The sequence below is a fragment of the Pseudomonas sp. JL27(2026) genome (genome assembly GCF_056933555.1).
In genome coordinates, this window is sequence record NZ_CM167794.1 from 3595886 (window position 1) to 3609234 (window position 13349).

General features: G+C 58.8%; 7 protein-coding genes. 4 read left to right on the forward strand and 3 right to left on the reverse strand.

Annotated elements, in window-relative coordinates:
- Positions 1 to 141: 141 nt before the first annotated feature.
- A complete protein-coding gene (gene metH / locus AC1Z1G_RS16475; protein ID WP_483621095.1) occupies positions 142 to 3852 on the forward strand; it encodes a methionine synthase in 3711 nt (1236 codons plus the stop codon).
- 193 nt (positions 3853 to 4045) lie between these two features.
- Positions 4046 to 4264, forward strand: a complete 219-nt coding sequence (locus AC1Z1G_RS16480) for a DUF2970 domain-containing protein (RefSeq protein ID WP_483621096.1) — start codon at positions 4046 to 4048, stop codon at positions 4262 to 4264.
- Between the two features lie 6 nt (positions 4265 to 4270).
- Here the strand turns inward: AC1Z1G_RS16480 and AC1Z1G_RS16485 are convergent, their stop codons facing one another.
- Positions 4271 to 5356 carry an ABC transporter substrate-binding protein gene (locus AC1Z1G_RS16485; RefSeq protein WP_483621097.1) on the reverse strand — a complete coding sequence of 362 codons (1086 nt, stop codon included), beginning with the start codon at positions 5354 to 5356 and terminating at the stop codon, positions 4271 to 4273.
- A 518-nt stretch (positions 5357 to 5874) separates the two neighbouring features.
- On the opposite strand from AC1Z1G_RS16485, the gene AC1Z1G_RS16490 reads away from it, so the two are divergent.
- Entirely contained in the window at positions 5875 to 7533 is a 1659-nt protein-coding gene (locus AC1Z1G_RS16490; RefSeq protein ID WP_483621098.1) for a nitrite/sulfite reductase, read from the forward strand.
- Complete coding sequence (locus AC1Z1G_RS16495) at positions 7517 to 8011, forward strand: DUF934 domain-containing protein (protein ID WP_483621099.1); 495 nt, start codon at positions 7517 to 7519, stop codon at positions 8009 to 8011. The genes AC1Z1G_RS16490 and AC1Z1G_RS16495 overlap by 17 nt, the downstream gene beginning before the upstream one ends.
- 75 nt (positions 8012 to 8086) lie before the next feature.
- Here the strand turns inward: AC1Z1G_RS16495 and AC1Z1G_RS16500 are convergent, their stop codons facing one another.
- Entirely contained in the window at positions 8087 to 12025 is a 3939-nt protein-coding gene (locus AC1Z1G_RS16500) for a leucine-rich repeat domain-containing protein (RefSeq protein ID WP_483621100.1), read from the reverse strand.
- 213 nt (positions 12026 to 12238) lie between these two features.
- Positions 12239 to 13261: a protease SohB gene (sohB, locus tag AC1Z1G_RS16505; RefSeq protein WP_483621101.1), complete on the reverse strand. Its 1023-nt coding sequence runs from the start codon at positions 13259 to 13261 to the stop codon at positions 12239 to 12241.
- Positions 13262 to 13349 lie beyond the last annotated feature (88 nt).

Sequence of the window (13349 nt, forward strand, 5' to 3'; positions counted from 1 at the left end):
ATGGTGGAAAAACGTCGCGATTCTACCGGTGTCGCCACGCCATCAACATGAGCGATATTCATGCAAAAACGGCTCATGCTCTAAAAGAGCACAGGTTTGCTATGATGCTGGCCCTTCGTAATGGCCTTACCAGGTAGTCCTATGTCCGATCGCAGCGCTCGCCTTCACGTCCTCAAGCAAGCCCTCAAAGAGCGCATCCTGATTCTTGATGGTGGCATGGGCACGATGATCCAGAGCTACAAGCTCGAGGAGCAGGACTATCGGGGTAAGCGCTTCGCCGACTGGCCGAGCGACGTCAAAGGCAACAACGACCTGCTGGTGCTGAGCCGCCCGGACGTGATCGGGGCCATCGAGAAACAATACCTGGATGCCGGTGCCGACATTCTGGAGACCAACACCTTCAACGCCACCCAGGTTTCCCAGGCCGACTACGGCATGCAGAGCCTGGCGTATGAGTTAAACGTAGAGGGTGCGCGCCTGGCACGCAAGGTCGCGGACGCCAAGACCCTCGAAACCCCGGACAAACCGCGTTTCGTCGCCGGCGTCCTCGGCCCTACCAGCCGCACCTGCTCGCTGTCGCCCGACGTGAACAACCCAGGCTACCGCAACGTGACCTTCGATGAACTGGTGGAAAACTACACCGAGGCCACCAAAGGCCTGATCGAAGGCGGCGCCGACCTGATCCTGATCGAAACCATTTTCGACACCCTGAACGCCAAAGCCGCGATTTTCGCCGTGCAAGGCGTTTTCGAGGAAGTTGGTTTCGAGCTGCCGATCATGATTTCCGGGACCATCACCGATGCGTCCGGCCGTACCCTGTCGGGCCAGACCACCGAGGCCTTCTGGAACTCCGTCGCCCACGCCAAGCCGATTTCCGTCGGTCTGAACTGCGCCCTCGGCGCCCGTGAACTGCGCCCGTATCTGGAAGAACTGTCGAACAAGGCCAGCACCTACGTGTCGGCGCACCCGAACGCCGGCCTGCCGAACGAATTCGGCGAATACGACGAACTGCCGGTGGAAACCGCCAAGGTCATCGAAGAGTTCGCCCAAAGCGGTTTCCTGAACATCGTCGGCGGCTGCTGCGGCACCACGCCTGGGCACATCGAGGCCATCGCCAACGCCGTCGCCGGCTATGCCCCACGACAGATTCCGGACATCCCCAAGGCGTGCCGCCTGTCAGGCCTGGAGCCGTTCACCATTGATCGCAGCTCGTTGTTCGTCAACGTCGGCGAGCGGACCAACATCACCGGTTCCGCCAAGTTCGCCCGGCTGATCCGCGAAGACAACTACACCGAAGCGCTGGAAGTCGCCCTGCAACAGGTCGAGGCCGGCGCGCAGGTGATCGACATCAACATGGACGAGGGCATGCTCGATTCGAAGAAGGCCATGGTGACCTTCCTCAATCTGATTGCCGGCGAGCCGGACATCTCCCGTGTGCCGATCATGATCGACTCCTCGAAATGGGAAGTGATCGAAGCCGGCCTCAAGTGCATCCAGGGCAAGGGCATCGTCAACTCCATCAGCATGAAGGAAGGCGTGGAGCAGTTCATTCACCATGCCAAGCTGTGCAAACGCTACGGCGCGGCCGTGGTGGTGATGGCCTTCGACGAAGCCGGCCAGGCCGACACCGAAGCGCGCAAGAAAGAAATCTGTAAACGCTCCTACGACATTCTGGTCAACGAAGTCGACTTCCCGCCTGAAGACATCATCTTTGACCCGAACATCTTCGCCGTCGCCACCGGCATCGAAGAGCACAACAACTACGCGGTCGACTTCATCAACGCCTGCGCCTACATCCGCGACGAACTGCCGTACGCGTTGACGTCGGGCGGCGTGTCCAACGTGTCGTTCTCGTTCCGGGGCAACAACCCGGTGCGCGAAGCCATCCACTCGGTGTTCCTGCTGTATGCGATCCGCAACGGCCTGACCATGGGCATCGTCAACGCCGGTCAGCTGGAGATCTACGACCAGATCCCGGCCGAACTGCGCGATGCGGTCGAGGACGTGATCCTCAACCGCACCCCGGAAGGCACCGATGCCCTCCTCGCCATCGCCGACAAGTACAAGGGCGACGGCAGCGTGAAGGAGGCCGAGACCGAAGAATGGCGCAACTGGGACGTCAACAAGCGTCTGGAGCACGCGCTGGTCAAAGGCATCACGACGCACATCGTTGAAGACACCGAAGAATCCCGTCAGTCCTTTGCCCGGCCTATCGAGGTCATCGAAGGTCCGCTGATGTCGGGCATGAACATCGTGGGCGACCTGTTCGGCGCCGGTAAAATGTTCCTGCCGCAGGTGGTCAAATCCGCCCGCGTGATGAAGCAGGCCGTGGCCCACTTGATCCCGTTCATCGAACTGGAAAAAGGCGACAAACCGGAGGCCAAGGGCAAGATCCTCATGGCCACGGTCAAGGGCGACGTGCACGACATCGGCAAGAACATCGTCGGTGTGGTGCTGGGCTGTAACGGCTACGACATCGTCGACCTGGGCGTGATGGTGCCGGCCGAGAAGATCCTGCAAGTGGCCAAAGAGCAGAAGTGCGACATCATCGGCCTGTCCGGCTTGATCACCCCGTCCCTGGACGAGATGGTCCACGTGGCCCGCGAGATGCAGCGCCAGGACTTCCACCTGCCGCTGATGATCGGTGGTGCAACGACGTCCAAGGCCCACACAGCGGTGAAAATCGAGCCCAAGTACAGCAACGATGCGGTGGTCTACGTCACCGACGCCTCCCGCGCCGTGGGCGTGGCGACGCAGTTGCTGTCCAAGGAGCTGAAGGCCGGTTTCGTCGAAAGAACCCGCGCAGAGTACGTTGAAGTCCGCGAGCGCACGGCCAACCGCAGCGCCCGCACCGAGCGCCTGAGCTACCCGGCGGCCATCGCCAAAAAACCACAGTTCGACTGGAGCAGCTACGCGCCGGTGAAACCGACGTTCACTGGCAGCAAAGTGCTGGATAACATCGACCTCAAGGTGCTGGCCGAATACATCGACTGGACGCCGTTCTTCATCTCCTGGGACCTGGCCGGCAAATTCCCGCGCATCCTGCAGGATGAAGTGGTCGGTGAAGCCGCCACCGCGCTCTACGCCGACGCCCAGGAAATGCTCGCCAAACTGATCGACGAAAAACTCATCAGTGCCCGTGCCGTGTTCGGGTTCTGGCCCGCCAATCAGGTCCACGACGATGACCTGGAAGTGTATGGCGATGACGGCAAGCCGATCGCCAGGCTGCATCACCTGCGCCAGCAGATCATCAAGACCGACGGCAAGCCGAACTTCTCCCTGGCGGACTTCGTGGCGCCTAAAGACAGCGGCGTGACCGACTACGTCGGCGGCTTCATCACCACCGCCGGGATCGGCGCCGAAGAAGTGGCCAAGGCCTATCAGGACGCCGGCGACGACTACAACTCGATCATGGTCAAAGCGCTGGCCGATCGTCTGGCCGAGGCCTGCGCCGAATGGCTGCACCAGCAAGTGCGTAAAGACTATTGGGGTTACGCCAAGGACGAAATCCTGGACAACGATGCGCTGATCAAAGAGCAATACAGCGGCATCCGCCCTGCTCCGGGTTACCCGGCCTGCCCGGATCACACCGAGAAAGGCACGCTGTTTACGTTGCTTGATCCTGAAGCCCGCGAAATGCAGGCCGGGCGCAGCGGCGTGTTCCTCACCGAGCACTACGCGATGTTCCCGGCCGCCGCCGTCAGCGGCTGGTACTTCGCGCACCCGCAGGCGCAGTACTTCGCCGTGGGCAAGGTCGACAAGGATCAGGTGCAAAGCTACACCGCGCGCAAAGGCCAGGAATTGAGCGTGAGCGAACGCTGGCTGGCGCCGAACCTGGGTTACGACAACTAAGTTGCTCTGTTAGCCACAATACTGCGGCCAACAGAACCCCTGTGGGAGCGAGCCTGCTCGCGATAGCATACTGACAGTCGACATCAATGTTGACTCAAAGGTACTCATCGCGAGCAGGCTCGCTCCCACATTTGATTTGTGCAGGCCGTGGATTGTCTATGCTTGCCTTACACACATTCGTGTCGAGGGATTTATGGACGATCCAGCCAACAACAAACCACCGACCTTCTGGCAGATGCTGCACAGTGTCATGGCGGCGGCGTTCGGGGTGCAAAGCGGGAAAAACCGCGCCAGGGATTTCACCCATGGCAAACCCAGTCATTTCATGCTGCTGGGCATTCTCTTCACGGCGGTTTTCGCCTTGACGCTGTTTGGCATCGTCAAACTGGTGCTGCACCTGGCCGGGGTATAACCCGCCTCAGTGCATGAGGGCTTGCAGGCTGAACGGATAACGATAGGACGCAGGTCGGCCTTTCGCCGACAGGCTGCGAAAATCCACCCCGTAATTCTGCGAAGTACTCATCGTCAGCATCTGCCGGGCTTGCGTGTGGCTGATCACCTGCAACAACGAAACCTGCCGATCACGTCCGCCATACTTGCCGACTTCAACGCCCTGGTCGTAGTCATGCAATTGCACCAGCGCCCAGCCTCCCAGGCTGAAGTGCCCGCCCAGCAACACACTCAAACGACCCTCGAGCAACGCCTGCAAGGCCGGCGGCGAGGTGTTGACCGCACTGAACAGCGCATCGCGGCCCGGCTTGCGCCCGCTTTCTTCGTAAGCCTGCATAGCCCCGAACGCCATTTCATCGTTGGCTGCCCACACCAGCGACACCTGCGGATACCGCTTGAAGAGCACCTTGGCTTGCTCATAGGCACGCTGACGGCTCCAACGACTGCTGGCCACTTGACGCAAGCGCACTTCGGGGTGCTCACGCAACGCCCGCAGCATGCCTTTTTCGCGCAACTGGGCGGCCGGGGTGATTTTCAACCCGGAAAAGGCCAGCAGATCGAGAGTCTGGCCAGGAGCGACGGGCGCATGGGCACGAATCAGCTCCTTGAGCATCAGGTAACCGCCCTCCTCGTCGTTGGTCACCAGGCTCCCCAGCCAGTTGGGGTACTTCTGCTGACGATCACCCAACAGGCTGAGCTGATCCGCCGTGAGCGAGTTGTTGACGATGAACAGCTTTACCCCGCTGCCCTGGGACAGGCGCAGGATTTCCGGTGCCACGTACTGTTCGTTGACGAACACCAGGTAGTCGGGCCGATGAGGACCCTGGAGGGCCTCGCGCGCCTGCCGGACCGTGGTTTCAGCCACGCGCTCGGAATACAGCACCTGCAAGTCCATGCCCAGGTCACGGGCCGCCGCCTGCATGAACTGAGAATAACTGACCCAGAAGTTCTCCTTGGGCGTACCTGGATTAAGGAACAGCACCGACGCGGCTTGCGCGCAGGCACCATACGTCGCGCCAAACGTCAGCAATACGCCACAGAGAAACTTCAACATGGTGATCCGAGCCCCGGAAATTAGCCGCGCAGTATAACGAGCGAAATGCCACAACTGCGCTTAATTGCCGTTTTTGTCCGACAATCTTTGGATCAGGGCCCGGAGGGCTGACTTACTGATGGCTGACCCAGAAGACCGCTGTGCCCACGACCAGGATGATCAAGAAAAGAATCGCCCATGCGTCGACGCTGCTATCGCTTTTCCTTGCTTTGGTTGGGTTGCTCATTGCATCGCCTCTTGTCGGTTTTATCGGTGACTGCATAAACACTCGACCACAGTTAAGTAGAGGATTGCCCACACCACAAATATGGGTAAGACAATAATCAGTCTCATTAGTCGATTTGGTTCTTTCCATATACTAAAACATCACTTTTGCGCATAAACCCAAACTGGTATCTTGCCCCGGCTCCGTGGGGAGTGCGCGGCCGTGCGCGCAGAATTGCCAAGGCAGTATCCGAATCCAGCGAGCAAAAGACGCAGCGGTTTCCGATCGGCCCAAGCCTGAGAACAGGATCTATATGTACGTATATGACGAGTACGATCAGCGGATCATCGAGGACCGCGTCAAGCAGTTCCGTGATCAGACCCGACGCTATCTGGCAGGCGAGCTGAGCGAAGAAGAATTCCGCCCCCTGCGCCTGCAAAATGGTCTCTATATCCAGCGTTTTGCCCCGATGCTGCGGGTCGCCGTGCCCTATGGCCAACTGACTTCGCGCCAGGCGCGGATGATGGCCAAGATCGCCCGCGACTACGACAAGGGCTACGCCCACATCAGCACCCGCCAGAACGTGCAGTTCAACTGGCCGGCGCTGGAAGACATCCCGGACATCCTCGCCGAGCTGGCCACCGTGCAGATGCACGCGATCCAGACCAGCGGCAACTGCCTGCGCAACGTCACCACCGACCAGTTCGCCGGTGTCGCTGCGGATGAGCTGGTCGATCCGCGTCCGTGGTGTGAAATCGTCCGCCAGTGGACCACTTTCCACCCGGAATTCGCCTACCTGCCGCGCAAGTTCAAGATCGCCATCAATGGCTCGACCTCGGACCGTGCGGCCATCGAAGTTCACGACATCGGCCTTGAGCCAGTGCTCAATGCTGCCGGCGAGCTGGGGTTCCGCGTGCTGGTGGGCGGTGGCCTGGGCCGTACGCCGGTGGTCGGTGCGTTCATCAACGAGTTCCTGCCGTGGCAGGACCTGTTGAGCTACCTCGACGCCATTTTGCGGGTGTACAACCGCTATGGCCGTCGTGACAACAAGTACAAGGCGCGAATCAAGATTCTGGTCAAGGCCCTCACGCCTGAAGTCTTCGCGCAAAAAGTCGACGCGGAAATGGAATTCCTTCGCGGCGGCCAGACCACACTGACCGACGCCGAAGTTCATCGTGTCGCCAAGCACTTCGTCGACCCGGACTACAAAGTCCTGAACGATCAAGCGACAGAGCTGGCCGAACTCGACAAGCAGCATCCGGGTTTCGCCCGCTGGCGCACCCGCAACACCCTGGCTCATAAAAAGCCCGGCTACGTGGCCGTAACCCTGTCGCTCAAACCGACCGGTGTTGCCCCAGGCGACCTGACCGACAAGCAACTCGATGGCGTCGCCGACCTGGCCGATCGCTACAGCTTCGGTCAACTGCGCACCTCTCACGAGCAGAACATCATTCTGGCCGACGTAGAACAACAACAGTTGTTCGCCATGTGGGGCGAACTGCGCGAGCAGGGTTTCGCCACGCCGAACATCGGCCTGTTGACCGACATCATCTGCTGCCCTGGCGGCGATTTCTGCTCCCTGGCCAATGCCAAGTCGATCCCGATTGCCGAGGCTATCCAGCGTCGTTTCGATGACCTGGACTACCTGTTCGACATCGGCGAGCTGGACCTGAACATCTCCGGCTGCATGAACGCCTGTGGTCACCACCACGTCGGCCACATCGGCATCCTGGGGGTGGACAAGAAAGGCGAAGAGTTCTATCAGGTGTCCCTCGGTGGCAGCGCCAGTCGCGACGCCAGCCTGGGCAAGATCCTCGGCCCGTCCTTCGCCCAGGACGCCATGCCCGATGTGATCTCCAAGCTGATCGACGTGTACGTGGAACAACGTACCGAAGACGAGCGTTTCATCGACACCTACCAACGTATCGGCATCGACCTCTTCAAGGAACGCGTCTATGCAGCGAATCATTAAGAACAACGAGGTTGTCGACGAAACCTGGCACCTGCTGCCCAAGGACGCGACCCTCGACGGTATCTCCAACTGCGACGACCTGATCGTCCCGCTGGCCCTGTGGCGCGATCACGCCCACGCCCTCAAGGCCCGCGATGGCGGCCTGGGCGTGTGGCTGGATGCCGATGAAGAAGCCGAAGAAATCGGTGATGACGTCGATCAGTTCCAGGTCATTGCCTTGAACTTCCCGGCCTTCACCGATGGGCGCAACTACTCCAACGCGCGCCTGCTGCGTGACCGCTATGGCTACAAGGGCGAACTGCGAGCGATTGGCGATGTGCTGCGCGACCAGTTGTTCTACCTGCACCGCTGCGGTTTCGACGCTTATGCATTGCGCGCCGACAAGGACCCGTACGAAGCACTTGAAAGCCTCAAGGACTTCTCGGTGACCTACCAGGCCGCCACCGACGAACCGCTGCCGCTGTTCCGTCGTCGCTAACAAAATAAAGCCTTGAGCCCGGCACATACACCGGGCTCAAGGCTTTTCATGCCTGCTACAGAGCCCTTGTTCCACCTACGGTGCTTGAAGAGCCTCGCCATCGAGCCTGGTTTTTTTCACCGACGGTTCCATGAATAACGTCACTCTGTCTTCCAGCCGTTCGAAACTGGCAAACGGGTCATCGCCATCAAGGGCCGGCCACTCCTCATCCTGAAACAGCGCCTGAGAAAGCTCCGGCGATGCATCTATCTCGTCCAGCATATGCCACACACGCAACTGTAACGGTGCGTAATCCACCCGGAAATCCGCTGTGCACGTCAGCCCCTCCAGGGCTTCGAAAAAGCGGCCGCTGCCCTTTTTCGCCAGAACACGCTGCCAACGCGCGGTCTGCTGTGTCGCTTGCTCCGGGGAAAGTCCGGTCAACCAGCCGTCAGGCCAACCAGCATCCGCCCCGCCGGCCCCGATCCATAGATTCATCCCGGTCTGCTTACGATGGTCCATGACCCATTTCAAACTGTCTGCGTCCACCAACGGATTGCCTGAAAGCAAGACGTTACCCTTGACCACCGACTGCCTTCGAACCCCGAGAGGCACTCGAGTAATGTAGTTATCACGCAGATCCAGCTGTTCCAGGTAAGGATGGTCGAGAGTAAAAACCGGGCAAGTACTGAGACCTGCGCCCCGCAGCTTGAGTTTGCGCAATTCATTCATCTGAATCACTGCCGGCGAGACATCGAGTGGGTTTTCGCTTAAATCGAGCTCCTGAAGTCGGGTAAGCCCGGCAAGTTGTTCTGTGCTTCGCGCTGTCAGAACCAACCTGGTCGCTTTCAGATTCAGCGTCTCAAGCTGACGCATATCAGCGATGGCGGGCGGTAAGCGGCCAACCTCTATGCCATCCTGATCAAAGAGACGTAAATCGACGCCCTGCATATTCAACGTGCGCAGATTGGGGAAACTCTCAAGGAATCCGTTAAGGCTACCGCGATGCGTTAACTTGAAATTCGGCATGGTAAGAGACACCACGTCATTGAGCTTCACATTGAGCTGCGGGAGATAGTGCATCTGCTCAAAGTCCATATCCAGGTGAAAGCCAATCAACTGACCATTGCGATAGACCCTGCTGGCTGACCCGCTACGTTTTTGCCAAATGGCGATCAGGTCCTCGGCCAGCTCATATCGGACATCACGTTCATTCTCCATCCACTCATCCATGCGCGCGTCATTCTCATTCTCGATCTCGTCCTCGCTCATCCCCTGCGCATCCTCATCCCCGGCCACCAAGAGCTCGATATCCATGTCCTGGGCATCGTCGGTGACGTCTTCGATCCAGCCGCTGATGTCGACACGTAGTTGCTGGGCCTGCTGCCTCAACCGATAAAGATCAGCCTGGGCCCCGGCTCCCGCATTCAACAAAAACTCATCCACTTGCTCAGTCGTAAAAGCCGGATAAATCTCTTTGACCTGGAGCCTCATGATCTCCATAGACAGCTCACCGAACTGCGCGGTGTTCGGGAACCCACCACCGAGCAACCCGAGACGCTCAAAGCTAAACCCGGAGTCCATTCTGTGCAGCCCGAGCATGAGCTCGGAGCGCGGCAGTGCGTTCTCGCGGATTTTGAGCTGCAAGTCGTGCAATTCATCCTGAGGACGCAAACCCAGTGCCGAACGTTGCTCTTGCGGCAAAAGACCGAGAAGCGCCTGATCAAAATCAACTGTATCCACCAGCCCCTGCGGCGTGTGTAGCTGATACCGGGCGCCCTGCCTGATCAGTTGCCGCCGAACGGGGGCATTTACCCGGCCAATACTGTCCAGCACCCTCGCACCGGCCTCTCCATCGAGTACTTCGATTCGAATCTCCTGCGACCAGCCCGGCAACCGTTCCAGAGTATGCAAAACGAGTACATCGCTATCGGCGTTTTCGACCGACTTCAGATAAAGCCCTTCATAGGCGCGGCATAGGCGTACATGTTGTTCGTACTGCCGCGCCTTGTCGCTCAACTGCCTCAGCACGCGCTTGGTATCCGCCAGTGTGTGGGGGACATGAATGTCCACCCCCGATCTGTCGAGCATTTGTTCCACTGCACTTTTGGGTAACTCGGGATACTGATGTTGAAACAGCCTGACCCACTCGTTATCCGATTGCTGGAGTGCTGCGTAGCGCTGCTTGAATTGCTCGATTCTTGTGCTCTTTAGCTGATCAGCCTGTGCAGATCCCTCAGGTAGTGAGTCGATCGCACGTTGCAGATCCTGATCAATAGTGAATCGACTGATGGTGTCCGCCAGCACCGGAGACGGTGCCCTTTGCCCCACGTGTATCAGGCGTAAAACGTCATCGTCCACCGCACTGACATGACCTATCCGGGTCAGTACCTCATCGCTGAATGCCTGAACACTGGGTCCAATCCCTCGCATCAGCGCTACCCGTTCGGCACCCGCAGCGGGAGGTGCGAAATCCCGGGTCACGAACGGGTGCTCGCCAGGCAACGGTTCCTCGATGACCACCGACACAGGGCCCGGCTCTGAGCCGGCAACAGCTGCATGTTCTTCAGTCTTGATGGCGGCACCCGCTGCGGCCAGTGGCAAGGCGTTGAGCAAGCCGAATATCGTGCGCGTGACACCGGCGGAGCGCTCTTCAGGGGTCTTGCCATCAACTGCCTGAGCCAGCCCATAACCGGCATCAATCAGTCCGGCCAACGCCAACAAACCTTCGCCCCCAGGAACGAACAACGCCAAGGGACCAAACTTGTTGATCCATTGCACAATGGGCTCGACCACCGCGCTTAAATCGTCCCGATTGACCTGAGCATCGTCCCGGATGGTTTCAATACTTGCCTGAGCCGCTTGCTTCATCACCAGCACCCATTGCGCGAAGGGATCGACTGGAGACGTTGCGACCTCGAAGTGAACGTAATCGGCTGGGGCCCAGTAACCATCATCGTTGAAAAAACCATGGCCTTTCTTCAGATTGTGTTGTCGGGGGTAAATCGCCATGCCGTCCAACGCGGTCGACACACCCGCGTGGAACGTGCCGTCCTGCTGGTCGTCATCCGAAAAATGCGCCAACAGCGCCTGCTTTCTGGAAGCGTCCTTACCCACGTCGGCAACCCATTTGTACAACGCCTTGTGGTCCGCAAACTCGTGAAACGGTGAAGAGTTTCCCGGGATATAAAGCAGGATCCGCTCGCTGTCTTTTTTCCGAAAACTCCAGATATCGCTCGATACATAACGGTAAATGACCAGACGCACGGCCTCCAGGACAGGCTCGATCATCGCCCAGGCCTGCCATTGCTCAACCGTCAGTTGCGCCCATGTTTGCTGCGTATCGAACCCGGCAGCCAGCAGTGCCAATTCGAGTCCGTCCTGGGTCAGGCTGTTTTCCTGATGTTGCAAATAAGCCGCCATGACAAACGCTGTCTTGACCGAGGTGCGCAGCGGATACCCTTGCGGTGCAAGGCAGGCCTCATCGGAAGGCCAGGCAGAATGCACATAAGCTGCGTATTTGTCCTTGAACTCCAGCGTCCACACCCATTTCTTGAACTCGGCTGGCTGTAGCTTCAGCTGGGTGCTCGGGCCGTAGCGCTGAGGAACGGTATGACGGTAGATCCCCTCGTAGTCCAGGAAGCCGCTGTCAGGGTTGGTCGGCTGATCGATCTCGACGATTCGGACTTCCGGCCCCACGACCGGAGGTGTGTACAGACCGAATACCGTTTCCCCGAAACGACCGGCGCCCACGGCCTGATAGTTGGACAGTAAGGCCTGGACCAGGCTTTGCGACTTTCTGACTCGGCCTTGCTGCACGCCCTGTTGCGCGGGATAGCCATGGAAATCGTAGTTGAGATCGACCAGTTCAGCGGTCAATGGCGCTGCCCCCCAACGCTCCTCGATCACCTTCGCGGCATATTGGGTCGGGGTCAAAGGCATCACTGCGTCCAGTGCCAAGCTCGACAGTGTCTGTTTGTTCCGGGCAGGTAACCGGTCAGCGGCAGCGTGGTGTTGACTCTCTAGCGTCATCATTTGCAATCCTTTGCAGTTGACTTGGAAGTTGAGAGCTTATGCATCGCCTGCCGCAACAAAAGCAGGAAATGTCTTCAATCCGAAGGGAAAACGCGACAGTCTCAAAAGACCTGAAATGCAGAGGATAAACGCCAGCAACATGAGCCTGTACAGCGCCAAGCATTGCACTCGACGCCGCGATAACGGGCCCGCACTGGCGAGCCCCCGTGTTTCTTACCAGAAGCGCTGTTGGGTCAAGCGACTCCACCAGGTCAACAAGACACGATCAATCGAACCGCTGGCCGCCAGGCCGACGCGTTCTTGCAGGCTCTTGCGTTCGGAATAGTGCAGGTGAAACAGCTCTGCACCCTTGGCGCGTTCAGCGAGGTATTCGTCGCTGGTTTTCAGTTCATCGACCAGGCGTTTTTCCAGCGCTGCGACACCCAACCAGACTTCACCGGTGGCCACTTCGTTGATGGCCAACTGTGGGCGGTAGCGCGAGACGAAGTTCTTGAACAACTCGTGAGTCACATCCAGGTCTTCCTGGAACTTCTCCCGGCCTTTTTCGGTGTTTTCGCCAAACACCGTCAGCGTGCGTTTGTACTCGCCGGCCGTCAGGACTTCGAAGTCGATGTCATGCTTTTTCAACAATCGATTGACGTTAGGCAACTGCGCCACCACGCCGATCGAACCCAGAATGGCAAACGGTGCACTGATGATCTTCTCGCCAATGCACGCCATCATGTAGCCGCCGCTGGCCGCCACCTTGTCGATACACACGGTCAGCGGAACACCGGCCTGACGAATACGCGCCAGTTGCGAGGATGCCAGGCCGTAGCTATGAACCATGCCACCGCCGCTTTCCAGACGCAGCACCACTTCATCCTTCGGTGTGGCCAGGGACAGCAGCGCGGTGATTTCGTGGCGCAGGCTTTCGGTAGCCGATGCCTTGATGTCGCCGTCAAAATCCAGCACGAATACCCGTGGTTTGGCCTCGGTCTTTTTCTTCTGTTTTTTCTCGGACTTGGCTTCGGATTTACGCAAGGCCTTGAGCTGGTCCTTGTCGAGCAACGTCTGCTCAAGGCGTTCACGCAGGCCTTTGTAGAAATCGTTAAGTTTGCTGACCTGCAACTGCCCGGCCGACTTGCGCCGACCTTTGCTGCGCAATGCTGCAAAACTCGCCAGCACCACCAGAATGGCGATGACAAGGGTGACGGTTTTGGCCAGAAAACTTGCGTACTCGGCAAAAAAATCCACAGGGGCTCCTTAAAGACGGTGCGCCGCTGAACGCAGGCGCGATATACCACCAGCATACCCATGGGACTGCGTCGCGGCCAGTCGTGAA